We start from the raw sequence: 26,814 nt of genomic DNA on the forward strand, positions 1-26,814 counted from the left end.
CGAGGACAACATGGCAACAGAAATTCAGGAAAGTTCCCCGCATACGTATTTTGTTACTTGCCCCAAAGGGATGGAGCAGTTGCTTGCTGATGAAGTTGCGAGTCTGGGGGAGAGCAGGTCAAAATGACCGTGGCAGGTATCAGTTGTCAGGGTGATAAAGCGCTGGGCTATCGCCTGTGTCTTTGGTCCAGGTTGGGCAGCCGTGTGTTGTTGCGTCTTGTGGATACGCCGATAACTACGGCTGACTCCATGTATGATGCCGTGCAGTCCATCGACTGGCTGGTACACCTGCGCCCATCTGGCACGCTCAGTGTTGATTTTAACGGTCGCAGTGAAGAGATACGTAATACGCACTTTGGTGCTTTAAAAGTCAAAGACGCCATCGTAGATCAGATCCGCGCCGCCACGGGTCAGCGCCCTGAAATTGATAAACAACAGCCGGAGTTGCGCGTCAATGTGCACCTGTCTCGTGGCAGTGTTTCTGTGTCACTGGATCTGTCCGGAGAGAGCCTGCATCGCCGTGGTTATAGGTCTAAAACCGGTGAAGCGCCGATGAAGGAAAATCTTGCTGCAGCCGTACTGGTGCGTGCAGGCTGGCCGGATAGCAGTATGCCAGCCTTGTATGATCCGATGTGTGGCTCAGCTACCTTGTTGACAGAAGCAGCCCTGATGAGCATGGATATTGCGCCGGGGCTATATCGTCAGCGCTTTGGCTTTATGCGCTGGCCGGACTTTGACCGTCAATTGTGGCAAACACTGCAAGATGAAGCACAGCAGCGAGCCGTGCAGGGGCGTGCTGCATGTCAGGTCAGGTTGCATGGCTCGGATCAGGATGCGCAGGTGATAGCAGCTGCCAGAGAAAATGTCAGACGGGCCAAACTGGATGATGTCATTGAGTTGCAGGTGTGTGAGCTCAGTCAGGTTCAGCGTCCGCAGGGTGTGGAAAAGGGCTTGCTGGTGAGCAATCCACCTTATGGTGAGCGCCTGGGTGAAACGGATCAGTTGATGTTTTTGTATCAGCAGTTGGGGAAGTTGCTTCGCACGCAGTTTGCCGGTTGGCGTGCCGCTGTGCTGACGGCAGATTCCATGCTCTGTAAGGTGATGGGGCTGAAGGCACACAAAGACTATCAGTTATTTAATGGCGCGCTGGAAAGTCGTTTATTCCTGTTTGAGGTTTACGCTGCACGGCCGGAAACGCAAGTTACCGGTCTGGATCCGGCTGAAAAACCAGCCTTGTCCGAAACGGCGCAGATGCTGGCAAACCGCTTACAGAAAAATCTGAAAAATATGCGTCGCTGGCTGAAGCAGGAGAGTATCGAATGCTATCGCCTTTATGATGCTGATATTCCCGAGTATGCCGTTGCCGTGGATCTCTACGCTGATCAGGTGCTTATTCAGGAGTATCAGGCGCCCGCCAGTATTGACCAGGTAAAGGCGTTTAATCGACTGTCTGAAGCCATAGCGGTGGTGGCAGTGGTGCTGGAGAAAAAACCGGAGCAGATTATTCTTAAGCAGCGCAAGCGTCAGCAGGGAACCGAGCAGTATCAGCGCCATAATGAAACCGGCCACTTTTTTGAGGTGATGGAGCACGGCTGTCGCCTGCGGGTTAACCTGCATGACTATCTGGATACGGGATTATTTCTGGATCATCGTCCGGTACGCCGACGTATTCAGTCTCTGGCAGCCGGTAAAGATTTTCTTAACCTGTTTTGTTATACCGCGACCGCGACTGTGCATGCCGCTGTGGGTGGCGCTACAACAACGACCAGCGTGGATATGTCGGCAACCTATCTGGAGTGGGCGCAAGTAAACCTTGATCTGAATGCGCAGGCAAGGTCACAGCATCAGTTAGTGCGTGAAGACTGTATAAAATGGCTGAAACGCCAACCTGGCCCCGCTTTTGACCTGATCTTCATGGATCCACCAACCTTTTCCAACTCTAAACGCATGGATGGCGTGCTGGATGTTCAGCGTGATCATGTGGAGTTGATTGAGGGCGCGATGCGCTTGTTGCGACCAGAGGGGTTGTTGATTTTCTCCAACAACTACCGCCGCTTCAAGATGGACTATGATGCCTTAAGTGAGTATCAGATACAGGATATTACTTCATTGACGCTAGACCCGGATTTCAAGCGCAGCCCGCGCATACATAGCTGCTTCGAAATCCGCAAAGCCTAAAAATGAAATCGCCCGGGGACCGGGCTCCTACAAAAAAACCGAACCCTGTAGGAGCTCGCTCTGCGAGCGATTCAAATCGCCTGGAGACCAGGCTCCAACAAGGTTGGGCGATTCGCCCACAGAGTGGGCTCCTACACAAGGCTGGGTTTTAACCCGGATAATCGCGTCTTTTGGCGCCAGTATAGAGCTGGCGTGGACGGCCAATCCGGTTCGGGCTGGAATGGAATTCGTTCCAGTGAGAGATCCAGCCAATCGTGCGTGACATGGCGAAAATCACCGTAAACATGCTGGTTGGAATTCCCATGGCCTTCAGAATAATACCTGAATAGAAGTCCACGTTGGGGTACAGCTTGCGCTCTACAAAGTAGGGGTCTTCCAGGGCAATTTCTTCCAGACGGCTGGCAATTTTCAGCAGCGGATCATTGATGCCGAGTTCGTTAAGCACTTCATCACAGGTTTTTTTCATTACCCGTGAGCGTGGATCGAAGTTACGATAAACACGGTGACCAAAGCCCATCAGTCGGAACGGATCATCAGGATCTTTGGCCCGCTGGATGAACTCAGGGATATTGGCTTCATCACCTATCTCTTCGAGCATGGTCAGAACGGCTTCGTTTGCACCGCCATGAGCGGGGCCCATAGTGCGGCAATGCCAGCAGCGATACAAGCGAAGGGGTTGGCACCTGATGAGCCTGCCAGACGTACAGTTGACGTAGACGCATTCTGCTCATGATCGGCATGCAGGGTAAAAATGCGATCCATGGCGCGAACCAGAATGGGATTGGCTTCATAATCTGAGCAAGGTGTAGCGAACATCATGCGCAGAAAGTTTTCAGCATATCCTTTGTCATTTCTTGGGAAAATGAATGGCTGGCCGATAGAGTACTTGTGACACATGGCCGCCAGCGTAGGCATTTTGGCTATCAAACGGTAGGCACATACTTCACGGTGATGCGCGTTGTTGATATCCAAAGAGTCATGGTAAAACGCTGAAAGCGCACCCACAACACCACACATAATCGCCATAGGGTGTGCATCACGACGGAAGCCCTTAAAGAAGGAGATCAGTTGTTCATGCACCATCGTATGATTACTGATGGTGGTAACAAAAGTTTTCTTCTGCTCGGCATCCGGCAGTTCGCCGTTAAGTAGCAGATAGCACACTTCCAGATAGTCTGATTTTTCAGCCAACTGGTCAATCGGGTAGCCGCGATGCAGCAGGATTCCCTGGTCGCCGTCTATATAGGTTATCTGTGATTCACAGGCCGCCGTAGACACGAAGCCGGGTCATAGGTAAAAAGCCCTTTGCCAGTCAGCGGACGAACATCAATGACATCCGGGCCTTCAGTTCCGGAATATACAGGGAGTTCAATCGTTCCGTCCAGGCCATCGACCGTCAAACGAGCTATCTTGTCAGCCATAGTTGGCTCCTATCATTCGGTTATAATTACAATGACTTAGTTGTTTAGTCACTTGATTACACTGTCAGGTACTACCTGAATGAGAACCCGACAACTATAGAGCTTGGGAAGGGTTTGTCAATTCAACCTAAAGGCGAATACCGCATTGCAGCATAGCATAATATAGCAATGTGAGTGATCTGAATCCGCCGCTTGTGCATATCTAGTATGGACCAATCAGAAAGTAGTGCGGTGAGTGTTAGACCATTGTTGTACAGGCGTCAAGTCGCGTTGTATTCAAACCGGTAAATGTCTATACTCCGGGCCTGAGTTGCCATTGTACACTTGTGCAATGACACAAATGTGCAATGCCAGTTCGTCGAGCGAACTACTGCTTCTGAGCACTTCCCAGCAACCCGTCCTGCAAAGGGACTCAAAAGTGTGAACTAGAGCCGTGAACAAAAAAACGACCTGTAAATTTAGATCTACAAACTATTAAACTGCCACTTCCGGCGGTCACCTCAATACTGCATCGCGCAACCGGTGTTGCACTGTTTTTTGGTGCCATCTTTGCTATGTATCTATTGGGACTGTCGCTGGATTCTCAGTCAGGCTTTGATGCTGCGGCTGAACTTCTCCGGGATAGTTTCCTGGCAAAACTCATTGCTTGGGGATTTGTCTCCGCACTGCTTTACCATCTCGTCGCAGGTATCAAGCATCTGATTATGGATCTTGGTTATTGTGAAGAGCTGGAATCAGGAACCCTGGCTGCTAAAGTCACTCTGATCGCTGGCGGTGTATTAGTCCTTTTGGCTGGAGTATGGATATGGTAACAAGTATTACGAATTTTGGCCGCAGTGTCTTTACGACTGGATGATGCAGCGCGTCACAGCTGTCGTGCTGATGGCCTATACAATTTTTATGTTGGGTTATCTGCTGTTTAGTTCAGATTTGAGCTACGCGCAGTGGTCTGCATTGTTTGAAAATACAGCTATGCGCATCTTCACTTTGTTGGCAATTCTATCCATGGTGGCGCACGCATGGATCGGTCTTTGGTCAGTTACAACTGACTATATTAAGCAGACTGGTATTCGTTTTGTCGTTCAAGCCGTTTGTGGCCTGCTGGCGTTTATATACGTTGTGTGGGGCATTCAGATTCTGTGGAGTGTCTAAGAGATGACTAAGCTGCGTACTTTAACCTTTGATGCCATCGTTGTCGGTGGTGGTGGTGCTGGCATGCGTGCTGCGCTGCAGTTGGCTCAGTCAGGCCTGAAAACCGCTTGTGTCACTAAAGTTTTCCCGACACGGTCGCACACCGTATCGGCTCAGGGTGGTATTACCTGTGCGATTGCCAGTGCGGATCCCAACGATGATTGGCGCTGGCACATGTACGACACCGTTAAAGGGTCGGACTATATAGGCGATCAGGACGCAATTGAGTACATGTGCTCTGTGGGTCCACAGGCTGTTTTTGAGCTGGATCACATGGGTTTGCCTTTCTCACGTACTGAAATTGGCCGTATTTATCAGCGTCCATTTGGTGGTCAGTCAAAAGGCCCGGATAATCCTACTCAGGCCGCACGTACCTGCGCCGCGGCTGACCGTACGGGTCATGCATTGCTGCACACTCTGTACCAGGCCAATATGAAAGCAGGTACCACCTTTCTGAACGAATGGTATGCTGTTGATCTGGTGAAAAATGCTGACGGTGCTGTTGTTGGTAGTATTGCAATCTGCATAGAAACCGGCGAAACCGTTTATATCAAAGCCAAGGCCACTGTGCTTGCTACGGGTGGTGCCGGGCGTATCTACTCGTCTACAACCAATGCACTTATCAATACCGGTGATGGTATGGGTATGGCGTTGCGTGCAGGCTTTGCAGCGCAGGATATGGAAATGTGGCAGTTCCATCCGACCGGCATTGCCGGTGCGGGTACGCTGGTAACAGAGGCTGTCGCGGTGAAGGTGGTTATCTGATCAACAAAGACGGCGAGCGTTTCATGGAGCGCTATGCGCCCAACGCCAAAGACCTTGCGGGTCGTGATGTGGTCGCACGCTCAATGATCCTGGAAATCCTGGAAGGCCGCGGTTGTGGTCCTGATGGGGATCACGTACTGCTGAAACTGGATCACCTGGGTGAAGAAGTGCTGCATTCGCGCTTGCCTGGTATTTGCGAACTGTCAAAAACCTTTGCGGCTGTAGATCCGGTTAAAGAGCCGATTCCAGTGGTGCCAACCTGTCATTACATGATGGGTGGCTTGCCGACTAACATTGGCGGTCAGGTTATTTCCCCGGATGCAGACGGTAACGATCAGATTATTGATGGTTTGTTTGCTTGTGGTGAAGTGGCGTGTGTATCTGTCCACGGTGCCAACCGTCTGGGGGGGAACTCACTCCTGGATCTGGTGGTATTTGGTCGTGCAGCGGGTATTCAGATCGAGCAGCAGATGCGCGAAGGCTATGAAGCTAAAGATGCAACTGAAGCAGATATTGAAGCCGCTATGGTGCGTCTGAATCGTCTGAATAACTCTGCCGGTGGCGAGAAAATCGCTGATGTACGCAAAGAATTGCAGAGCACGATGCAGCTTTACTTCGGCGTGTTCCGTGACGGTACAAGCATGGATAAGGGCTTGCAGTTGCTGGGTGAGATCCGTAAAAAGGTCGAAAACCTGCACCTGGAAGACAAGAGTCAGGCTTTCAATACCTCGCGTATCGAAGCGCTGGAGCTTGAAAACCTGTTGGAAGTTGCTGAAGCCACGGCTGTTGCCGCCGTTGAGCGCAAAGAGTCTCGTGGTGCGCATGCCCGTAATGACTTCACCGAGCGTGATGATGAAAACTGGCTGTGTCATTCGGTCTATTACCCGGCAGATAAGCGTATAGGTAAGCGTGCAGTTAACTTTGCACCTAAAACCATGGACGCCTTCCCGCCCAAGATCAGAACTTACTAAGAGGCTGATGATATGCTGGTAAGTGTATACAGATACAATCCTGAAACAGACGATGCCCCCTACATGCAGGATATTCATATCGATATTCCTGGCGGTAAGGACATCATGGTGCTGGACCTGCTCCAGTTGCTGAAAGAGAAAGACCCAACCATGGCGTTCAGACGCTCATGCCGTGAAGGTGTGTGTGGTTCTGACGGCATGAACATGAACGGTAAAAACGGTTTGGCGTGTATTACAGCCTTGTCTCAGGTTGTCGTGAAAGACAAGCTGGTACTGCGTCCGTTGCCTGGTCTGCCAGTCATTCGTGACCTGGTCGTGGATATGAGCCAGTTCTACAGGCAGTATGAAAAGGTCAAGCCGTTCCTGATCAACGATACCCCGGCACCGGCGATTGAGCGTCTGCAATCACCGGAAGACCGTGAGGAGCTGGATGGACTCTATGAGTGTATCCTGTGTGCCTGTTGCTCTACAGCTTGCCCGTCTTTCTGGTGGAACCCGGATAAGTTCATTGGTCCTTCGGGTTTGCTTCAGGCGTATCGCTTCCTTGCGGATACCCGTGATACCGCACGTGAAGAGCGTCTGGCTGAGTTGGATGACCCGTTCAGTGTATTCCGTTGCCACGGCATCATGAACTGCGTTAATGTCTGTCCTAAGGGACTGAACCCAACCAAAGCCATTGGTAAAATCCGTAACATGTTGCTGCAAAGAGCAACCTGATCAGGATAGATAACAAAACGGCGCCAAAAGGCGCCGTTTTTGCATCTACCCAAAAGGTCTATGTTACGTCAGTGATTATTTTCTGTAGAATTTCCGGTGGATGAACTGTGTTAAGCGCAGCAGAAAAGTCGTAAAATAACGAGTATGCGTCTGTGGAATGAATCAGACAGCATCAAAAACGCTAAATTAGCAAAGAGGAAGCCAGCCAAGTGTGGTGAGGAGTGGTGCAGCCTTGCCGGACAGCTTACCTCAGACTCAGGGTGATATAATAATGCAAGACAGCATGATGGAGCTGATGTGGAAGAATGCTCACCTATACGGTGGCAACCTTTCATATGTTGAACAACTCTACGAAACCTACCTGCTAGATCCCAATGCCGTTCCACAAGAGTGGCGTGAAGAATTCGACAGACTCCCGGGAACAGGTAGTAACCTCACTCAGGATATCCCACACTCTCCCGTTCGTGACCACTTCCAGTTGCTGGCTAAAACACAGCGCAGAGCCGGACCGGCCGCCACAGGTGGTGTCAGTTCCGAGCACGAAAAGAAACAGGTTCGTGTGTTGCGCATGATCAATGCTTACCGAGTGCGTGGGCATCAGATCGCCCGGATAGACCCTTTGAATCTGTTGGATCGTCCAGCTGTTCCCGATCTGGATTTACGCTTTCACGAATTATCTGAAGCTGATTACGATACTACTTTTCAGATGGGTTCATTGTTTTTCGGCCAGGAAGAAGCACCGTTAAAAGATATCGTTGCTGATCTGAAGAAAACCTACTGTTCATCCGTAGGTGCTGAGTACATGCACATTGTCGATACTCAGGAAAAGCGCTGGATTCAGTCACGTATGGAACCGGTTCGCTGTGATCCTGTACTGGAACCAGCGACGCGCAAACATATTCTGGAGCGTTTGATCGCGGCAGAAGGCCTGGAAAAATACCTGGGTTCACGTTATGCCGGTGCCAAGCGCTTCGGTGTAGAAGGTGGTGAATCACTGATTCCCTGTCTGGATGAACTGGTTCAGCGTGCAGGTAAAGATGGCGCCAAAGAGATCGTCATTGGCATGGCGCACCGTGGCCGCCTGAATGTACTGGTCAATCTGTTTGGTAAAAACCCGTCAGATCTGTTTGGTGAATTTGAAGGTAAGAAAACCCTCGAAACCTCTGGCGATGTTAAGTACCACCAGGGTTTCTCATCCAACGTGATGACGCCCGGTGGTGAAGTGCATCTGGCGATGGCATTTAACCCATCACATCTGGAGATAGTCTCTCCTGTGGTTGAAGGTTCTGTGCGCGCGCGCCAGGATCGCCGTAAAGACAGCGTTGGCAACACCGTTATTCCGGTTTCGATCCATGGCGATGCGGCCTTTGCAGGTCAGGGCGTGGTCATGGAAACCTTCCAGATGTCACAGACCCGTGCCTACAAAACCGGTGGTACCATCCATCTGGTGATCAACAACCAGGTGGGCTTTACTACCTCGAAAAAAGAAGATGCGCGTTCAACCGAATACTGTACCGATGTGGCTAAAATGGTGCAGGCGCCTATCTTCCATGTGAATGGTGATGATCCCGAAGCCGTGCGTTTTGTAACGCAGCTGGCGCTGGATTACCGCAATGAGTTTAATAAAGACGTTGTCATCGATCTGGTATGTTATCGCCGTCGTGGTCACAACGAAGCGGATGAACCTTCCGGTACTCAGCCGCTGATGTACAAACAGATCAAAGTGCAGAAAACCACGCGTGAACTCTATGCACTTCGTCTTGAGCAGGAAGGCGTAATCTCGGCTGATGAAGCCAAAGAGATGGAGCAGTCCTATCGTAAAGCACTCGAAAATGGTGAGCATGTTGCCAAATCACTGGTGCTTGAACCCAACAGTGAACTCTTCGTTGACTGGAAACCTTACCTGGGACATCAATGGAGTTTTGATGCCGACACCCGTGTCGACATAAAGCTACTGCAAGAGCTGGGACATAAAATGTGCCGCTTCCCGGAAGGCTTTTCAATTCAGCGACAGGTGCAGAAAATCTATGATGACCGCGTGCGTATGGCAGCGGGAGCAATGGAAATTAACTGGGGTTTCGCCGAAACACTGGCTTACGCCACCTTGCTGGCTGAAGGCAACCCGGTGCGTCTTACCGGGCAGGATGTGGGTCGAGGTACTTTCTCGCACCGCCATGCGGTTGTACATAGTCAGAAAGATGCTACGGCTTATACACCCTTGAGGCATCTGGCAGAAGATCAGCCAAAATTTGATATTTACGACTCCTACCTGTCGGAAGAAGCTGTACTGGCTTTTGAGTATGGTTACTCCACCACCATGCCAAATACCATGGTGATCTGGGAGGCACAGTTTGGTGACTTTGCTAACGGTGCTCAGGTAGTAATCGACCAGTTCATCACTAGTGGTGAGCATAAGTGGGGACGCCTCTGCGGCCTGACTATGCTGTTGCCGCATGGCTTTGAAGGACAAGGGCCGGAGCACTCATCGGCCAGATTGGAGCGTTTCCTGCAGATGTGTGCTGAGCACAATATCCAGGTTGCCGTACCGACAACGCCAGCACAGATATTCCATCTGCTACGGCGTCAGATGACACGTCCGCTGCGTAAGCCGTTGGTGATTATGTCACCTAAATCTCTGTTGCGTCACAAGCAGGCGACTTGTTCACTGGAAGATCTGGCAGAAGGGTCCTTCCAGCCGGTTATTCCTGAAGTGAACAAACTGGATGCCAAGAAAGTCAAGCGTCTGGTCATGTGTAGTGGTAAGGTTTATTACGATCTGTACAACCGTCGTGCCGAGCTGGAAAAACAAGACGTTGCCATCGTGCGTATCGAGCAGCTCTATCCTTTCCCGGAAATGCCTCTCGCCAACGCTATTGCTGACTATACTAATCTAGAGTCAGTGGTGTGGTGTCAGGAAGAGCCGATGAACCAGGGTGCCTGGTATTGTAGTCAGCACCATATGCGTCATGTGTTACAGCAGCATAATCCGAAACTCTTCCTGGAAGGTGTCGGTCGACCACACGCCGCTGCTCCGGCAGTAGGCTATATTTCTGTACACGTTGAGCAGCAAGAAAAACTGGTTAATGAAGCGATTAATGGTTAATAACACGTTCGAATGAACCACTGAGCAGCATACAAAAAGGAAAGAACATGAGTATCGAAATTAAAGCACCTACATTTCCTGAATCGGTCGCCGACGGTACAGTGGCTACCTGGCATAAACAGCCAGGCGAAGCTGTGTAACTGATGAGCTGATTGTAGATATTGAAACCGACAAGGTTGTACTGGAAGTTGTTGCACCTGCAGACGGCGTGATCAAAGAGATCGTCAAGGGTGAAGGCGACACAGTATTAAGCGAAGAAGTACTGGCGATTTTTGAAGCGGGTGCTGTAGCATCAGAAGCCCCTGCAGCAAGTGCAGATTCTCAGGCAAGTGCCGATACATCAACTACTGATGCAGAAAAAGTCGGCCCGGCGGCACGCAAACTGATTGATGAAAATAATCTGGATGCCACACAAATCAAGGTACAGGTAAAAACGGTGGCATCACCAAAGAAGATGTCCAGTCTTATCTGAGCAATCGCACTGCTGCACCAGCTGCCGCACCTAAAGCCGCTGCTGCACCAGCTCCTGCTTTAAATATTCCAGCGGGTGAGCGTGTTGAAAAACGTGTTCCCATGACACGTCTGCGTGCCACCATTGCCAAGCGCCTGGTTGAAGCACAGCAAAATGCAGCCATGTTGACTACCTACAATGAAGTCAACATGAAGCCGGTCATGGAATTGCGTAAACAGTACAAAGACCTGTTTGAAAAAACCCATAATGGCACGCGTCTGGGCTTCATGTCCTTCTTTGTCAAGGCCACTACCGAAGCCTTGAAACGCTTCCCGGGTGTCAATGCGTCACTCGATGGCAGTGATATGGTTTATCATGGTTACCAGGATATCGGTGTGGCCGTGTCTACTGAACGTGGCTTGATGGTACCGGTACTGCGTGATACTGACAGCATGAGCCTGGCTGATGTGGAAGCTACCATTGCTGATTTTGGCCGGCGTGGACGTGATGGCAAGCTGGGTATGGATGACATGCAGGGCGGAACCTTCACTATCACCAACGGTGGTGTGTTCGGTTCACTCATGTCTACCCCGATTCTGAACCCACCGCAGACTGCAATTTTGGGTATGCACAAAATTCAGGAACGCCCTATGGCTGTCAATGGTCAGGTGGTTATCCTGCCCATGATGTACCTGGCCCTGTCCTACGACCACCGTATGATTGATGGTAAGGAAGCGGTACAATTCCTGGTTACGATAAAAGATTTACTGGAAGATCCTGCGCGTTTGCTGCTTGAAGTCTAAGTACGCGGATAGTCACTCAACTGAAAACAGGATAGATTAATGTCTGATAAGTTTGATGTAATTATAATTGGTTCCGGTCCTGGCGGTTATGTCGCCGCTATCCGTGCCGCTCAACTGGGCCTGAAAACGGCTTGTGTGGAAAAATGGGTTGATGGCAAGGGCGCACCGGTTTTAGGCGGTACCTGTCTAAACGTAGGTTGTATTCCTTCCAAAGCTCTGCTGGAAACAACGCACAAGATGCATGAAGCACAGCATGGCTTTGCTGCACAGGGCATCATGGTTGATAACGTGCATATGGACACCAAGCAGATGGTGGCGCGTAAAAACCAGATCGTAAAAAACCTGACCGGTGGTATCGCCGGCTTGTTCAAAGCCAATGGTGTTACCTTACTACAGGGTAAAGGCAAGTTGCTGGCCAATAAACAGGTTGAAGTGACTGCCAATGATGGTTCTGTCAGCCTGCACGAAGCCGAGAATGTCATCCTGCTTCCGGTTCTGTACCGGTCGAAATTCCACCTGCACCGCTTACAGAAGGTTTGATTCTGGATAATGCCGGTGCGCTGGATATCGATGAAGTGCTAAACGTTTGGGTATTATCGGTGCCGGTGTTATCGGTCTGGAAATGGGCTCCATCTGGGCACGTTGTGGCTCCGAAGTCACCGTACTGGAAGCGATGGATTCTTTCCTGGCCCTGGCTGATCAGGACGTTGGCAAAGAAGCCCACAAGCAGATGACCAAACAGGGTCTGGATATCAAGCTGGGCGCGCGCTGTACCGGAACTGAAGTCAAAGGCAAAGAAGTGACTGTTAAGTACACGGATGCTAATGGCGAGCAGGAACTGGTGGTTGACAAGCTGATTGTTGCTGTGGGTCGTCGTCCACTGACTCAGGGCCTGGTCTCTGATGATACTGGCGTCAAACTGGACGAGCGTGGCTTCATCTTCGTTGATGAGCAGTGCCGTACCAATGCACCAGGCGTCTATGCGATTGGTGATATTGTCCGTGGTCCGATGCTGGCGCACAAAGCGTCTGAAGAAGGCATCATGGTTGTGGATATCATCGCTGGCCATAAAGCACAGCTGAACTACGACTGTGTACCGAACATCATCTACACTTTCCCTGAACTGGCCTGGGTCGGTAAAACCGAGCAAGAGCTGAAGAACGAAGGTGTAGCGATCAAAGTTGGCAAGTTCCCGTTTGCGGCGTCAGGCCGTGCAATGGCTGCCAATGCCACTGAAGGTTTCGTCAAAATGATTGCTGACGAAAAAACCGATCGCATTCTGGGTGTACATATCGTTGGTGGTATTGCCTCAGAACTTATCGCGCAAGCGGTGATTGCGATGGAATTCTGTTCAACTGCAGAAGATCTGCAGATGACAGTATTCGCTCACCCAACAGTGAGTGAAGCGGTTCATGAAGCCGCACTGGCTGTGGATAACCATGCTATCCATGTAGCCAACCGTAAAAAGCGCTAACCTGAAGGATTGCTGTGCAGTGACAGGCCACAAGCCTGCTTCACTGCGCGTGTAGTTCACACAAGGTGCAGTCAGCGGTTAACAGCCCTGTGCTGTACATGTTTAATCGATAATTCAACGGATCAGAACATGAACCTTCATGAATACCAAGGCAAACAACTGTTTGCTCAATATGGTCTGCCGGTTTCCCAAGCTTCGCGGTAGATACGCCGGAAGACGCAGCCGCAGCAGCAGAAAAAATCGGTGGTGACAAATGGGTTGTAAAAGCCCAGGTTCACGCAGGCGGACGTGGTAAAGCTGGCGGTGTTAAGCTGGTAGAGTCTCCTGCGGATGCCGCAGCTTTCGCTGAAAAATGGCTGGGCCAGCGTCTGGTAACTTACCAGACAGATGCCAGTGGTCAGCCTGTTACTAAAATTTTGGTAGAAACTTGCACCGATATCGCCAACGAACTCTATCTGGGTGCAGTTGTTGACCGTTCTACCCGTCGCATCGTTTTCATGGCCTCTACCGAAGGTGGTGTTGAGATCGAAAAAGTTGCGCACGAAACACCTGAAAAAATCCTCAAAGCGACTATCGATCCTATGACTGGTGCACAGCCATACCAGGGCCGTGAACTGGCATTCAAACTGGGTTTGCAGGGCGATCAGATCAAACAGTTTGTACAGATCTTTATGGGTCTGGCGAAAATGTTTGAAGAAAAAGATCTGGCATTGCTGGAAATCAACCCGCTGGTTATTACTGATGCCGGTAATCTGCACTGTCTGGACGCCAAAATCGTTATCGACAGCAATGCGATTTATCGTCATAAAGATATTCAGGCGATGCATGATCCGTCACAGGATGATGAGCGCGAAGCGCATGCAGCTCAGTGGGAACTGAACTACGTTGCCTGGAAGGGAATATCGGTTGCATGGTCAATGGTGCTGGTCTGGCTATGGGTACCATGGATATCGTTAAACTGCACGGTGGTCAACCTGCAAACTTCCTCGACGTTGGCGGTGGTGCAACTAAAGAGCGTGTGACCGAAGCCTTCAAAATTATCCTGTCTGATAGCAGTGTAAAAGCGGTTCTGGTTAACATCTTCGGCGGTATTGTACGTTGTGACCTGATTGCTGACGGTATCATCGGTGCTGTGAAAGAAGTTGGTGTTGAAGTTCCAGTCGTTGTACGTCTGGAAGGTAACAATGCCGAGCTGGGTGCCCAGCGTTTGGCTGAATCCGGTCTGGATATCATTGCAGCCACCAGTTTGACTGATGCAGCAGTGCAGGTCGTTAAAGCAGCGGAGGGTAAATAATCATGGCAATTCTTATCAATAAAGACACCAAAGTAATCTGTCAGGGATTCACTGGTGGCCAGGGTACCTTCCATTCTGAGCAAGCGATTGCTTACGGTACTAATATGGTCGGTGGTGTTACGCCGGGCAAAGGCGGTACTGAACATCTGGGTCTGCCAGTATTCAATACGGTTGCTGAAGCTGTAGAAGCTACCGGTGCTGAAGCCTCTGTAATCTACGTACCTGCGGCTTTCTGTAAGGATTCTATCCTTGAAGCGGCTAACAGCGGCATCAAGCTGATCATTTGTATCACTGAAGGCATTCCGACACTGGATATGCTGCAGTGTAAAGTCAAATGTGATGAACTGGGTGTGCGTCTGATCGGTCCTAACTGTCCAGGTGTTATCACCCCGGGCGAGTGCAAGATCGGTATTATGCCAGGTCACATTCACCTGCCAGGTAAAGTCGGTATCGTATCACGTTCCGGTACACTGACTTATGAAGCGGTTAAGCAGACTACAGATGCTGGTTTTGGCCAGTCTACTTGTGTCGGTATCGGTGGTGACCCAATTCCGGGTTCTAACTTCATCGATATTCTGGAACTCTTCCAGAATGATCCACAGACTGAGGCGATCGTTATGATCGGTGAAATCGGTGGTTCAGCTGAAGAAGAAGCCGCGGCTTACATCAAAGCCAATGTGACCAAACCAGTGGTATCTTACATTGCCGGTGTAACTGCACCTGCAGGTAAGCGTATGGGCCATGCCGGTGCGATCATCTCTGGTGGTAAAGGTACAGCAGCCGAGAAGTTTGCCGCATTGGAAGATGCCGGTGTTAAAACGGTTCGCTCGCTGGCTGAGATAGGCAAAGCACTGTCTGAACTGACAGGCTGGCCAACCAAGTAACCCTTACTCTGGGGTTTTAAAAAAGGTAGCCAATTGGCTACCTTTTTTTTGTCTTGGTTGAGCGTTTTTTTGTACAGATATTGATTTATATCATTTATAGTCTTCACAGTAGCTTTATAATCACCCGTTTTTCGCATTTTGGGATTAAATAGCAGTGGATGTACCCTACCGTAAAAGCCTTATCGTAGCAGTCGAGTATTCGCAGTATAAATCTATTCGGGCGTTGTCACGCCAAATAGAAGAACTGCTAGGCCAGGATTTTCAAAGTCCGGATATTGAACAGCTGGCGTTCGCTATATCGGAGCAGAAGATTCCGTTTACGCTGGTGACTCATGAACTTGCAACGCTTAGATCCAAGGCGATCAATGAGGCCGTAGCCAAGGGAGACATGGCTGCAGTGGAGTATACACAGGATGGATTTAATCAGCTCGAAGATACCCTTGCCAATCTGCATATACAGCACTACCTTAAAGATCTTGAAAGGCGCAATCACCTGCGTATTCAGCATATTAATGCTTTGAGTGAGAAAAACCTGCTGGTGCATTTCGAGGCCCACTTACTCTGGATGCAAGACGTGGTCAAAGCCGTGTTGAGCAATAATCCCGAGTTGTTGCCTGAAGGAAATCCGCTAATTTGCGCATTCGGTCAATGGTTGTATGGGGATGCCCAGGAGATCATTCGAGATACTAGTCATCGTAAACATATCGAACAGCTGCATTGTAAACTACATAACACGACGGCAGCTATAGCCAGAGAATTCAAGCCAGTGCGCAATAATCTGCGCATGCATGGATTGATCAAACGTACTGAATTTTTGTCCCTGGATCTGGGGAGTGAAATATCACTGATCAACAATATGATACTGGTCAGTACCTTTAATAAAGATCCCCTGACAGGTCTGTTATCACGCCGCTCAATGGATAAGGTATTGATCAATCAGATGGAAATATCTAAAGCCACTGAAACACCTTTCTGCGTAATAATGTGTGATCTGGATCACTTTAAATTACTCAATGACGATAATGGACATCTTGCCGGAGATGCGGCACTGAAGTTCTTTGCACAGCGTATGGTCGAACAGTTCAGACGCTCGGATCTGATCTTTCGCTTTGGGGGAGAAGAGTTTCTGATTGTATTGCCATCAACCAGTTATCAGCAAGCTTATAACCGGGCTGAAAGTCTTCGGGCATCCTTGCAGCAGGTGCCATTTAGTTTTGAAGACGAGGAACTGGCATTAGCAGCCAGTTTTGGCGTAGTGGAAATAACACCTGATCAGTATCGCTATATTGATAAGCACGCCATACAGGATGTGATTCAGGAAGCGGATTGTCGTTTGTATCAGGCGAAAGCCACCGGGCGAAACTGCGTCATGTAGACTGTTGCCGGTTTAGGGTATCCTGTGGGCATCAACTTCAATACGCAACAACCTTGCACCAAGCAGCTCTATATAACCCTGATAGCGTTCATCTCCGGTACTGGTGAACTCGAAGGCATAGCGTCGTTTCAGGCTTAACTGGCCACTCTGGGGGCTACGGGTTATTGATAATCCGCGTAGAGCGACACTCTGATCCAGCAACTGCAAAGCCTCTCGGTTGCAATAGTGTTTAACCTGCTTCAGTGCCAACTCACGCACTTTGAGATTCTGCCACCACAACAGTGCAACTACGGCCAGTAGGGTCATCCATATTAATGCTGTTAAATCAAACCACATAAACCTGTCCTAAAAAAGTATGCAGGAAATATACACCCTGGTCAGGCTGAATTGTAGCTATACCTTAATTTAATCAAACGGATGAAAAAAGTTGACTAAAATGGTATGGTATAGCCAAAGCGACAGGTAAAAAGGGAGATCGACATGGTTGGAATGCGCACACTTCTCACACTTAATTTTGATAACACTTATGCGGGTCTTCCCTCGCACTGGTTTCAGCGCACAGAGCCCAAGGCATTAAAAAACGCTCACTTAATCAGCTTTAATCCACGTGTAGCGGCCTACCTCGATCTGGACCCTTGTCAGACGCATCCGCAAGACCTGGCCAGTTTCTTTGGCGGAGAAAAAGTCCTGCCTGGCGCCGAACCCCTGGCGATGAAATACACCGGGCATCAGTTTGGTCATTACAATCCGGATCTGGGTGATGGTCGCGGGTTGCTACTGGGTGAAGTGGTAAACAATAAGGGCCAGCGTTGGGACTTGCATCTGAAAGGCTCAGGACAAACGGCCTACTCACGTTTTGGTGATGGTCGTGCGGTGTTACGCTCCAGTATTCGTGAATACCTGGTCAGTGAAGCCATGTATGGACTGGGTATTCCCTCAACCGAAGCACTGTGTCTGGTCGGTAGCGAAGAGTATACCCCCCGGCTGGGTATGGAGCCTTGTGCCACACTGTTACGTGTGACCCCCTGTCATATTCGTTTTGGGCATTTTGAATGGCTGTATTACAGCCGTCGTCACGATGAGCTCAAACAGCTTGCCGACTACTGTCTGAGACGTTTTTACCCCGAGTGCGTGGAAGCCGATCAACCTATCTGGCCATGTTTGCAGAAATCATGGAGCGTACAGCCGGATGGTGGCACTCTGGCAAGCCTACGGTTTTGTACATGGTGTGTTGAATACCGACAATATGTCGATTCTCGGTGAAACCTTTGATTATGGACCTTATACTTTCCTGGATAGCTACGATCCGGATCATGTGGCCAACAATAATGATGATGGCGGACGTTATGCCTTCTTTCGGCAGCCAGCGATTGTGCATTGGAATCTGGCCTGCCTGGCTCAGGCCCTTCTGCCACTGATCCCCAGAGAGGCTCTGGAAGCAGCCCTGGAAGGCTTTATGGAACGGGTGACCTTTCACCAGATGCGTCGTCAAAAAGCCCGCCTTGGCCTGCAAACCGAGCAGGCTGGTGATTCAGAGCTGGTTAGCCAACTCTGGCAGTTGTTTGAGCAGCAGAAGATCGACATTACGCGTTTTTTGAGCGCCCTGACAGAGTTATCAGTAGATCAACTTAATGCCGAAAAGTTACAGGCGTTTACCCATACGGATACGCCGGCCTGGTCTCAGTGGTTTCAGGCCTATCAGCAACGCGTACAGCTGGAACCTGCCAGTGGGCCCATCCGACACCAGCAGATGCGATCGGTTAATCCCTATTATCTGCTGCGTAACTACATGGCGGAGGAGGCTATACGTGAAGCTACCCAGGGTGATTACCGGCTGGTGAATCAGTTGCTGCCAATCTTGCGTCATCCTTGCGAGTTACATACTCAAGCCGAGCGTTTTCTGGATTCACCACCGGATTGGGCAGGGTCTATCTGCCTGAGCTGCTCTTCCTGATTAAGAAAGTCGATAAATACAGCCACTTGCGCTAGAGTTGCCCTGAACGATCCATTAGACTTAAGGTTAACCACGGCGCGGGACATGGGCATGTACTATCAGCAGACTTTTTTTCTGGAAAACTGGCTTAACATTTTGGCGCTGGTCTGGTTTTTGGTCTGTTTTAATGGCTATATGGCCTATGCCCGAGTGAAAAGCTACTCTACACCCTGTCTGGCGAGTGTCATGCATATCTACCGTACCGAGTGGATGCGGCGCATGCTGACACGCGACAATCGCATCGCCGATACCACCGCCATCTCCAACCTTGAACGCAGTGTTTCATTTTTTGCCAGCACCACCATTCTGGTGATGGCCGGTATTCTGACGGTTATGAGTTCGACAGAGCAGGTGATCAACCTTATTGAAGATCTCCCTTTTGCCATGGCTGCGACCCGCAAGGAGTGGGAGTTGAAACTGTTGGTGATGTTGCTGTTGTTTGTCTATGCCTTCTTCAAGTTTACCTGGAGTTTACGTCAGTATGGCTTTGCCTCGGTCATGGTCGGCGGGGCACCTGCACCCGAAGAAGGGTTGGGTGAGCTTGAGATGGAGGCACACGCCGCACGTGTAGCCAAAATGACATCCATGGCCGCAAATAGTTTTAACCTGGGTTTACGTTCCTACTATTTCAGCATTGCCATACTCAGTTGGATTATTAATCCCTGGTTATTCATGGTGTTGAGTGCCGTGATTGTGTTTGTGCTTTACCGTCGCGAATTCCGTTCTTCCACCCTGACAACCTGATGATGAGCTCTGAGTTGAACCGTCCGGTGATCTCTAACATCGATAATGGCACAAAATAACTTGAAACTCTGAAAATTGCCCCTATATCTCAGCCAGTGTGAAGGCATTCAGCTTGATGATTTTTCGTCAAACGTGAGTCTGAGGTACAAATGAGTACAGAAACCCAGAAAGAAACACTTGGTTTTCAGACCGAGGTTAAGCAACTCCTGCACTTGATGGTGCATTCGCTTTACTCCAATAAAGAAATTTTCTTGCGTGAGTTGATCTCCAACGCCTCTGATGCAGCCGAAAAACTGCGTTTTGAAGCCCTGGAGAATGCTGATCTTTACGAAGGCGACTCCGACTTGAAAGTTCGGGTCAGCTTCGACAAAGATGCAAAAACCGTTACCATTGAAGACAATGGTATTGGTATGAACCGCGAAGAAGTGATTGAGCATCTGGCACAATTGCTAAATCCGGTACCGCCAGTTTCCTCTCACACCTGACCGGTGATCAATCCAAAGACAGTCAGCTGATTGGCCAGTTTGGTGTCGGTTTTTATTCCTCGTTTATCGTTGCGGATCAGGTGGATGTGTTTTCCCGTCGTGCGGGCGCCGCTGTGACTGACGCTGTGCATTGGTCATCACGAGGTGAGGGTGATTTTACTATTGAGCCGACTGAAAAAGCCGGACGTGGTACACGCATTGTGTTGCACCTGAAAGACGCTGAATCTGAATTCGCGGATGGCTATCGCTTGCGTAGCCTGGTGCGCAAGTATTCTGACCATATCGCTTTCCCGGTGTTGATGGAAAAAGAAGCGGTGGAGCCTGAAGAAGGCGAAGAATCTGCTGAGGTTAAAGCACCTGAGTTTGAGTCTGTGAACAGTGCAACCGCCCTCTGGACACGCAGTAAAAGTGATCTGAACGACGCAGAGTATCAAGAGTTCTACAAGCATATTTCCCATGACTTTGCTGAGCCCTTGACCTGGTCACACAATAAGGTCGAAGGTAACCTGGAATACACCAGCTTGTTGTATCTGCCTGGCCATGCACCATTTGACCTGTGGAACCGTGAAGCGCCGCGTGGCCTGAAGTTATACGTGCAGCGTGTGTTCATTATGGATCAGGCTGACCAGTTCCTGCCACTCTACTTGCGTTTCATCAAGGGTGTAGTTGACAGCAATAATCTGTCGCTGAACGTATCCCGCGAAATACTGCAGAAAGATCCGAATGTCGACAAACTGCGCAGTGCATTGACCAAACGTGTGCTGGATATGCTCAGCAAACTGGCCAAAAATGATGCTGAAAAGTATGCCAGCTTCTGGAAAGAGTTCGGTCAGGTGATCAAAGAGGGGCCTGCAGAAGATTACGCCAACCGTGACAAAATTCTTAAGCTGTTGCGTTTTGCGTCTACCCATACCGGTAATGCCGAGCAAAGCGTAGGGTTTGAAGATTACGTGTCGCGCATGAAAGAAGGTCAGGAGAAGATTTTCTACGTGGTGGCCGACAACTACAACACCGCCAAAAACAGCCCGCACCTGGAAATCTTCCGCAAGAAAGGGATCGAAGTGCTGTTGCTGACAGACCGTATAGATGAATGGATGATGAGCCAGTTGTTCGACTTTGATGGTAAATCCTTCCAGGATGTCACCAAGGGCGAGTTGAATCTGGGCGAAGTGGAAACCGAAGAAGAGAAGCAGCAGCAGGAAGAAAGCGCTAAAGTATTGGAAGGGCTGTTGGAACGGCTCAAACCGGTACTGGACGCCAGAGTATCCGATATCCGTGTTACCCACCGTCTGACAGACTCACCGGCCTGTCTGGTACTGGGTGACTACGATATGGGTGCACAGATGCGCCGCATCATGGAAGCTGCCGGTCAACCCGTACCGGAAAACAAGCCGATCTTCGAGCTCAATCCAGAGCATCCGCTCATCACCAAGCTGGATCAGGAACCCGACGAAGCACGTTTTGCTGACCTGGCACTGGTGTTGTTTGATCAGGCCGACCTGGCAGCCGGTGGACAGCTGGATGATCCAACCGCTTACATTGCACGCTTAAACAAGCTCCTGCTTGAACTAAGCGCCTAATAATGTAGGAGCCCGCTCTGTGGGAGCCCGGTCCCCGGGCGAAAAAAACCTTCGCTCGCAGAGCGAGCTCCTACAGGGGAGGTATTCTCTTGTAGGAGCCCGGTCTCCGGGCGAACAACCTCTTCGCTCGCAGAGCGAGCTCCTACAGGGCGAAGACCTCTGCTTCAGCTTTTGTTCATTTCTATCTGCTATTCTGACCCAAGTGAAATATTCCGACTGAGTGGCCCGTCGCTATCGATTTGTTGCCCTGTCTGGTTTATCCTTTTGCTAAAACATTTCAACCTGTCAGGATATTCCTATGAAAACAATAATTGCCCCCCTTTCTCTTGCTTTGCTTCTCGGCAGCAGCGCTGTAATGGCTGACGCTGAAATTGAAGGTATTGTTGACCGTCACTGTCAAGCTTGCCATGATGCAGGCTTAGCGGGGGCTCCAAAACTTGGAGATGCCGCAAATTGGGCGCCACGAATTGCCACTGGTATTGAAGCCATGACCCAGACGGTTATATCCGGTAAAGGCGCTATGCCGCCAAAAGGGACTTGCTTTAACTGCACAGACGAGCAGCTACGAAGTGCTGTAGAAGTGTTGGTGGGTCGGGTGCAGTAATTTTCTGTCGAATATCACTACCTGAGAGAGTGTGTTATGTCTGAGGAACAGAAACAAGTGACAGACTCATTTAATGCCTTATTGGCACTGACGTCTGATCTGGTATTTGTAATTGAAGATGAAACAGTCACTGTTGTGAGTCCAGGCGATGAAGACTGGTTGTTAGTCAGTGAATTGCCTGGAGAAACACTGGAAGATCTTTTCCCACAAGACTTTCTGACGCTGTTGCGTGGTTACATCAGAACAGCTCACGAGCAGAATCAGGTAGTGAAAACTGAGCTGGTTTTCCGTCCGGATCATCAGCATGCCTTTAAGGCACTGGGGCTAAAAGAGGTGATCTGGTTTCATAGCCGGATGATTGTTACAGACGATGATAGACTCATCTGGTCCTTGCGTAATATTAATGATCGTAAAAAACTTGAACGTCGTATCACCAGTCAAGCTCAGCGTGATCCACTGACTGGCGCCTACAACCGTCGCGCATTGATGCCGGTGCTGGAGCAGAACATAGCTCAGGCACAGCGATATGACGGTATTTGCAGTATGTTACTGATTGATATAGATGACTTCAGTGGTATTAACGATGAGCATAGTTGGGATGGCGGCGATCAACTGCTTCGGCATATAGTTACTGAGTTGCACAGAATGAAGCGTACGGCCGATTTTCTGGCCCGTTTCAGTGATGACCAACTGGTGCTTTTTCTACCTGAAACCAATCATGATCAGGCTGTGCTGGCAGGAGAGCGTGTGCGCAGGCTGGCACATGACCTGGAGCTTCCCTTCGCATCTGGCAATATCAGTTGTACAGTGAGTGTGGGTGTTGCAACACTGGCAGGTATCGAAGACTCGTCTGAAGATATGCTTCGCCGGGTGATGGAAAACCTCGCCGTAGCGCGCCAGAGCGGCGGTAACCGCGTAGAAGGCGAATCCTTCTAATATTCCCTGTGGGAGCCCGCTCAGCGGGCGAAAGGTTTATCGCTCACAGAGTGAGCTCCCACAGGGTAGATCCTGTAGGAGCCCGGTCCCCGGGCGAATAAAGCAATCGCTCACAGAGTGAGCTCCTACAGAATAGAGCTCCTACAGCTTATCGATAAGCTGCGCCATCTCTGCATCAGTACCTATACTGATACGTAAAAACTGATTAATCCCTGGCCGGGTGAAGTGCCGCACCAGGATTTTCTCAGCTCTCAAGGCTTGCATCATCTCCAAAGCATCCCGTTCCGGATGGGTGACAAAAATAAAGTTGGTTGCTGATGGTAGCACTTTGAATCCTTTGCCAGTCAATGCCGCCGTGGTGTGTTCACGGGTGTGCATGATGCGTTTGCAAACTTTTTTGAAATAGACATCATCGGCAATAGATGCCGTGGCTGTTTCAATGGCGAGCATATCCAGTGGGTAAGAATTAAAGCTGTTTTTAACCCGCTCCAGTCCGGCGATCAGGTCGGGATGTCCAAATGCAGCGCCGACACGCATGCCAGCCAGTGAACGTGCCTTGGAAAAAGTATGTGTTACCAACAGGTTAGGGTAGCGTGCAATCAGGCCGATAGCAGTTTCTGCGCCAAAATCCACATAGGCCTCATCAACCAGTACCAGGCTATCCGGATGACGTTGTAATAACTGCTCAATGCGGTTGAGTGGCAGGGCGATACCTGTAGGTGCATTGGGATTGGCAAAAATGATCCCGCCATTTTCACGATCATAATCTTCGAGATTGATGCGGAACTCGCTATCCAGCGGAATTTTTTCCGGCTCAATCTGTAATAGATCGCAATAGACTTCATAAAAACTGTAGGTGGTTTCTGGCATCAGCAGGGGTTTGTTGTGACGAAAAAACGCCATAAAGGCTAAGGCAGAACTTCATCGGAGCCATTGCCCAGAAAAATCTGCTCACTTTCCAGGCCGTGGTACTCAGCCAGTGCTGTTTTCAGCTTGCTGGCATCGGGATCGGGGTACAGGCGCAGCCTGTCGGTTGGAAAATCGTGCAGCACTTGCGTCACGCCAGGTGCTGGAGGGTAGGGGTTTTCATTGGTATTGAGCTTGATCAGATCAAGCACTTTAGGCTGCTCACCCGGCGTATAAGGTACCAGGGAGCGGATGGCCGGGCTCCAGAATTTACTCATGACAAATATTGCCCCAGATAAACTAAGCTTGGAAGGTGATTAATCGCTCAGTTTAACAGATCAAATATGTTCAGGGTAATAGCTAAGCCGTCGACTACCGATCCAACGCACCCACATCCAGCATAGGTGCCGCATCAATGGTGTGCGCGCCGAGCATGGTGGCAATGCGCTCTAATGACGAGATCACCATCGATTGTTCCCACTCCCGCATCAGCTCAAACTCCTGCACCAGTCTGTCCTGCAGTGTCGCGGGTGCTGATTCCAGTAGTACTAGTGCTTCGTCGGTCGGGTAGACCAGTACTTTGCGTTTGTCTTCCTGGCTGCGAACCCGGGTGACCTGGTGCTTCTTTTCCAGTCGGTCAAGAATGCTGGTAACCGTTGCCTGGGTCAGGTTCATCTCTTTTGCCAGAGCGCCCACTGTCATTGGACCCTGCATGCGCAGTGTCTGCATAGACATAAGTTGCGGCATGGTCAGGCCTGTGTCGCGGCTTAATTGCTTATCGTGAAGCTCAGCAGCACGGATAATCTGGCGCAGCAGCACCAATACATCCTGACTTTTCTGCATAAGTGTTTCCAGCTCTTTAGGGTTGCTGTCATAAAAGCCGCTCTTTGTATCGCTTTCATAAAGGTAATGCAAGTTGATAGTAATCACCCTCATTAATTATATTGTAATGCAATACGATATATTATTTAGGGTTTAGATGCAAAAATGCGCTCATTTCGCCAGATATTAGCTTAGATAGGCTGTTTTTATGCTGGGGTTGAAACAATCTGTCGATGTGTTTTATAATAGATCCATAGTAAAGCTAAATATAAAGGACACTATGGAAAGCGACACGAAACACTTTAGAAAACCCGTAGCAACAGATGGTCAGCCGCTCAATGCCTGATTAGTCGTTGCCCACCTTTGGACACTAACTCCACTTACTGCAACTTGCTGCAATGTACACATTTTGCAGATACCTCTATTGCCGTTGAGGATGCAGATGGCGCATTGGTTGGATTTATTTCCGGCTATATTCCGCCTTCACGGCCAGATGCACTGTTTGTCTGGCAAGTGGCTGTCGACCCGACCTGTCGTGGCCAGAAACTGGCACAGCGGATGTTAACGGCGTTGATTGAGCGCTGCAGGGCAGAGCAGTCTATTGCTTACATTGAAACCACAATTACACCGGGTAATGCGGCATCTGAAGCCTTATTCAGCCGGGTGTACAGCGACCTGAAAGCACCACTGCAGAAGACAGTGCTGTTCAGTCGTAAAGAACATTTTGCCGGCCAACACGATGATGAAGTGTTGTGGCGTGGCGGTCCGATAGGTCAACCACAGGCTTAAGCCTGGTTGCCAAACGAAGAAACTAATTAATAGCAAGGAGACATCATGAAGATTTTTGAACAGGTTGAATCAGATGTACGTACCTATTCACGTTCATTCCCAGTCGTATTTAACAAAGCCAAAGGTGCGTCACTGTTCACCGAAGACGGTAAGGAATATATCGACTTTCTGGCAGGTGCCGGCACACTGAACTACGGGCACAACCATCCAGCGCTGCAAAAAGCACTGGTGGATTATGTGTTGGCAGATGGTATTACCCATGGTCTGGATATGTACACAGCTGCCAAGCGGGAATTTCTGGAAACTTTTCATGAGCTTATCCTCAAGCCGCGAGGCATGGATAAATTCCGCGTGCAGTTTACCGGCCCGACGGGTACGAACGCCGTCGAAGCAGCACTAAAGCTGGCACGTAAAGTGACCGGACGTAGTGAAATCGTATCTTTTACCAATGGTTTTCATGGGGTAACTGGCGGTGCACTAGCTTGCACAGGTAACGAACACCACCGTGGTGGTATGGGATCAAGCCTCTCTGATGTAACCCGCATGCCATTCGATGGCTACCTGGGTGAGGGTGTTGATACCACTGAGTACCTGGATAAAGTTCTGTCTGATCCCAGCAGTGGTGTTGATCATCCAGCCGCTGTTGTTGTTGAAACCATACAGGGGGAGGGCGGATTGAATGCGGCTTCCTTCGAGTGGTTGCGTAATCTGGAAAAAGTCTGCCGTAAGCATGACATGCTGTTGATTGTCGACGATATCCAGTCTGGTTGTGGTCGTTCAGGCTACTTCTTCAGTTTTGAAAAAGTCGGTATCAAGCCGGATATTATTACCCTGTCCAAATCGCTTAGTGGTTACGGTCTGCCTTTCGCCCTGACGATCTTCCGTGAAGAGCTGGACCAGTGGTCACCTGGCGAGCATAACGGTACCTTCCGTGGTAATAACCATGCTTTTGTTACAGCCGCTACAGCTTTTAAAACCTTCTGGAAAGATGACACTTTCGCTGCCGAAGTGCGTCGCAAGGCTGAAAAACTGCGTGCAGGCCTGGGATCTCTGATTAACAAACATGGCAAAGGTAGTATGATTCTGAAAGGCCGTGGCCTGATGAGTGGTATTGAGTGCCCGAATGGTGAGTTAGCTGATCGAGTGACCAGTATTGCTTTTGAAAAGGGTCTGATCATTGAAACCAGTGGTGCCCACTCACAGGTGGTAAAATGCCTGGTACCCCTGGTCATTACGGATAAACAGATTGAGTTTGGTCTGCGCGTATTGGATGAATCATTTGCTCAGGCACTGGCTGAAAAAAACAGCAAAGCCTCTTAATCATCAGA

The 26,814-nt window shown here is 49.8% G+C and carries 16 protein-coding genes and 8 pseudogenes; 19 read left to right on the plus strand and 5 right to left on the minus strand.

Annotated elements, in window-relative coordinates; genetic code table 11:
• Positions 1-123 precede the first annotated feature (123 nt).
• Positions 124-2,178, plus strand: a complete 2,055-nt coding sequence (gene rlmKL / locus LH51_RS15450; protein ID WP_327125317.1) for a bifunctional 23S rRNA (guanine(2069)-N(7))-methyltransferase RlmK/23S rRNA (guanine(2445)-N(2))-methyltransferase RlmL — start codon at positions 124-126, stop codon at positions 2,176-2,178.
• A 148-nt stretch (positions 2,179-2,326) separates the two neighbouring features.
• On the opposite strand, the pseudogene gltA reads toward rlmKL, so the two are convergent.
• Positions 2,327-3,599: pseudogene (gene gltA / locus LH51_RS15455) on the minus strand (citrate synthase).
• A gap of 449 nt (positions 3,600-4,048) precedes the next feature.
• Between gltA and sdhC the strand changes: the two are divergent.
• The 10 genes and pseudogenes from sdhC to LH51_RS15505 form a co-directional block, all read left to right on the plus strand.
• Positions 4,049-4,411: pseudogene (sdhC, locus tag LH51_RS15460) on the plus strand (succinate dehydrogenase, cytochrome b556 subunit); the annotation flags it as partial.
• Positions 4,405-4,751: pseudogene (gene sdhD / locus LH51_RS15465) on the plus strand (succinate dehydrogenase, hydrophobic membrane anchor protein). The pseudogenes sdhC and sdhD, both read left to right, overlap by 7 nt.
• Positions 4,752-4,754: 3 nt before the next feature.
• Positions 4,755-6,526: pseudogene (gene sdhA, locus LH51_RS24465) on the plus strand (succinate dehydrogenase flavoprotein subunit).
• Positions 6,527-6,538: 12 nt separating this feature from the next.
• Entirely contained in the window at positions 6,539-7,243 is a 705-nt protein-coding gene (locus LH51_RS15475; RefSeq protein ID WP_036523821.1) for a succinate dehydrogenase iron-sulfur subunit, read from the plus strand.
• A gap of 271 nt (positions 7,244-7,514) precedes the next feature.
• Entirely contained in the window at positions 7,515-10,346 is a 2,832-nt protein-coding gene (locus LH51_RS15480; protein WP_036523823.1) for a 2-oxoglutarate dehydrogenase E1 component, read from the plus strand.
• 47 nt (positions 10,347-10,393) lie between these two features.
• A pseudogene (gene odhB, locus LH51_RS15485) lies at positions 10,394-11,600 on the plus strand (2-oxoglutarate dehydrogenase complex dihydrolipoyllysine-residue succinyltransferase).
• 39 nt (positions 11,601-11,639) lie between these two features.
• Positions 11,640-13,074, plus strand: a pseudogene (gene lpdA, locus LH51_RS15490) (dihydrolipoyl dehydrogenase).
• Between the two features lie 129 nt (positions 13,075-13,203).
• Positions 13,204-14,368: pseudogene (gene sucC / locus LH51_RS15495) on the plus strand (ADP-forming succinate--CoA ligase subunit beta).
• Positions 14,369-14,370: 2 nt separating this feature from the next.
• Positions 14,371-15,252 (plus strand): succinate--CoA ligase subunit alpha, encoded by an 882-nt coding sequence (sucD, locus tag LH51_RS15500; RefSeq protein WP_036523826.1) that lies wholly within the window; start codon positions 14,371-14,373, stop codon positions 15,250-15,252.
• A 154-nt stretch (positions 15,253-15,406) separates the two neighbouring features.
• The gene (locus tag LH51_RS15505) at positions 15,407-16,627 is read left to right on the plus strand and encodes a sensor domain-containing diguanylate cyclase (protein WP_036523828.1); all 1,221 of its coding nucleotides are present in this window, start codon (positions 15,407-15,409) and stop codon (positions 16,625-16,627) included.
• 12 nt (positions 16,628-16,639) lie between these two features.
• Here the strand turns inward: LH51_RS15505 and LH51_RS15510 are convergent, their stop codons facing one another.
• A complete protein-coding gene (locus LH51_RS15510; protein WP_036523830.1) occupies positions 16,640-16,963 on the minus strand; it encodes a DUF3301 domain-containing protein in 324 nt (107 codons plus the stop codon).
• A 144-nt stretch (positions 16,964-17,107) separates the two neighbouring features.
• On the opposite strand from LH51_RS15510, the gene LH51_RS23690 reads away from it, so the two are divergent.
• From LH51_RS23690 to LH51_RS15535, 6 genes and pseudogenes are all read left to right on the plus strand, one after another.
• The gene (locus LH51_RS23690) at positions 17,108-17,890 is read left to right on the plus strand and encodes a protein adenylyltransferase SelO family protein (protein ID WP_268746583.1); all 783 of its coding nucleotides are present in this window, start codon (positions 17,108-17,110) and stop codon (positions 17,888-17,890) included.
• Positions 17,817-18,581 (plus strand): protein adenylyltransferase SelO family protein, encoded by a 765-nt coding sequence (locus LH51_RS23695; protein WP_268746584.1) that lies wholly within the window; start codon positions 17,817-17,819, stop codon positions 18,579-18,581. Before LH51_RS23690 ends, LH51_RS23695 begins: the two co-directional genes overlap by 74 nt.
• 90 nt (positions 18,582-18,671) lie before the next feature.
• Complete coding sequence (locus LH51_RS15520; protein ID WP_036523886.1) at positions 18,672-19,364, plus strand: DUF599 domain-containing protein; 693 nt, start codon at positions 18,672-18,674, stop codon at positions 19,362-19,364.
• Positions 19,365-19,513: 149 nt separating this feature from the next.
• A pseudogene (htpG, locus tag LH51_RS15525) lies at positions 19,514-21,429 on the plus strand (molecular chaperone HtpG).
• A 298-nt stretch (positions 21,430-21,727) separates the two neighbouring features.
• Positions 21,728-22,033, plus strand: a complete 306-nt coding sequence (locus tag LH51_RS15530; protein WP_036523832.1) for a c-type cytochrome — start codon at positions 21,728-21,730, stop codon at positions 22,031-22,033.
• A 36-nt stretch (positions 22,034-22,069) separates the two neighbouring features.
• Positions 22,070-22,969 (plus strand): GGDEF domain-containing protein, encoded by a 900-nt coding sequence (locus tag LH51_RS15535; protein WP_036523834.1) that lies wholly within the window; start codon positions 22,070-22,072, stop codon positions 22,967-22,969.
• Positions 22,970-23,110: 141 nt separating this feature from the next.
• Here LH51_RS15535 and LH51_RS15540 read toward each other — a convergent pair whose 3' ends face one another.
• The 3 genes from LH51_RS15540 to LH51_RS15545 form a co-directional block, all read right to left on the minus strand.
• Complete coding sequence (locus LH51_RS15540; protein ID WP_327125323.1) at positions 23,111-23,872, minus strand: pyridoxal phosphate-dependent aminotransferase; 762 nt, start codon at positions 23,870-23,872, stop codon at positions 23,111-23,113.
• A gap of 5 nt (positions 23,873-23,877) precedes the next feature.
• Positions 23,878-24,153 carry a hypothetical protein gene (locus LH51_RS24470; RefSeq protein WP_327125324.1) on the minus strand — a complete coding sequence of 92 codons (276 nt, stop codon included), beginning with the start codon at positions 24,151-24,153 and terminating at the stop codon, positions 23,878-23,880.
• Positions 24,154-24,247: 94 nt separating this feature from the next.
• Positions 24,248-24,718: a MarR family winged helix-turn-helix transcriptional regulator gene (locus LH51_RS15545; RefSeq protein ID WP_036523889.1), complete on the minus strand. Its 471-nt coding sequence runs from the start codon at positions 24,716-24,718 to the stop codon at positions 24,248-24,250.
• Between the two features lie 369 nt (positions 24,719-25,087).
• Between LH51_RS15545 and ectA the strand changes: the two genes are divergently transcribed.
• Positions 25,088-25,486, plus strand: a complete 399-nt coding sequence (ectA, locus tag LH51_RS15550; RefSeq protein WP_327125326.1) for a diaminobutyrate acetyltransferase — start codon at positions 25,088-25,090, stop codon at positions 25,484-25,486.
• A gap of 45 nt (positions 25,487-25,531) precedes the next feature.
• Positions 25,532-26,806, plus strand: a complete 1,275-nt coding sequence (gene ectB, locus LH51_RS15555; RefSeq protein WP_036523837.1) for a diaminobutyrate--2-oxoglutarate transaminase — start codon at positions 25,532-25,534, stop codon at positions 26,804-26,806.
• Positions 26,807-26,814: the final 8 nt, after the last annotated feature.

Source organism: Nitrincola sp. A-D6 (genome assembly GCF_000764495.1).
Taxonomy (GTDB): Bacteria; Pseudomonadota; Gammaproteobacteria; order Pseudomonadales; family Balneatricaceae; genus Nitrincola.

Excerpts from the sequence above, each read along its gene's own strand:
- rlmKL (WP_327125317.1), top strand. The coding sequence starts at position 124 with ATGACCGTGGCAGGTATCAGTTGTCAGGGTGATAAAGCGCTGGGCTAT.
- LH51_RS15475 (WP_036523821.1), top strand. The coding sequence starts at position 6,539 with ATGCTGGTAAGTGTATACAGATACAATCCTGAAACAGACGATGCCCCC.
- LH51_RS15480 (WP_036523823.1), top strand. The coding sequence starts at position 7,515 with ATGCAAGACAGCATGATGGAGCTGATGTGGAAGAATGCTCACCTATAC.
- sucD (WP_036523826.1), top strand. The coding sequence starts at position 14,371 with ATGGCAATTCTTATCAATAAAGACACCAAAGTAATCTGTCAGGGATTC.
- LH51_RS15510 (WP_036523830.1), bottom strand. The coding sequence starts at position 16,963 with ATGTGGTTTGATTTAACAGCATTAATATGGATGACCCTACTGGCCGTA.
- LH51_RS23690 (WP_268746583.1), top strand. The coding sequence starts at position 17,108 with ATGGTTGGAATGCGCACACTTCTCACACTTAATTTTGATAACACTTAT.
- LH51_RS23695 (WP_268746584.1), top strand. The coding sequence starts at position 17,817 with ATGGTGGCACTCTGGCAAGCCTACGGTTTTGTACATGGTGTGTTGAAT.
- LH51_RS15520 (WP_036523886.1), top strand. The coding sequence starts at position 18,672 with ATGTACTATCAGCAGACTTTTTTTCTGGAAAACTGGCTTAACATTTTG.
- LH51_RS15530 (WP_036523832.1), top strand. The coding sequence starts at position 21,728 with ATGAAAACAATAATTGCCCCCCTTTCTCTTGCTTTGCTTCTCGGCAGC.
- LH51_RS15535 (WP_036523834.1), top strand. The coding sequence starts at position 22,070 with ATGTCTGAGGAACAGAAACAAGTGACAGACTCATTTAATGCCTTATTG.
- LH51_RS15540 (WP_327125323.1), bottom strand. The coding sequence starts at position 23,872 with ATGGCGTTTTTTCGTCACAACAAACCCCTGCTGATGCCAGAAACCACC.
- LH51_RS24470 (WP_327125324.1), bottom strand. The coding sequence starts at position 24,153 with ATGAGTAAATTCTGGAGCCCGGCCATCCGCTCCCTGGTACCTTATACG.
- LH51_RS15545 (WP_036523889.1), bottom strand. The coding sequence starts at position 24,718 with ATGCAGAAAAGTCAGGATGTATTGGTGCTGCTGCGCCAGATTATCCGT.
- ectB (WP_036523837.1), top strand. The coding sequence starts at position 25,532 with ATGAAGATTTTTGAACAGGTTGAATCAGATGTACGTACCTATTCACGT.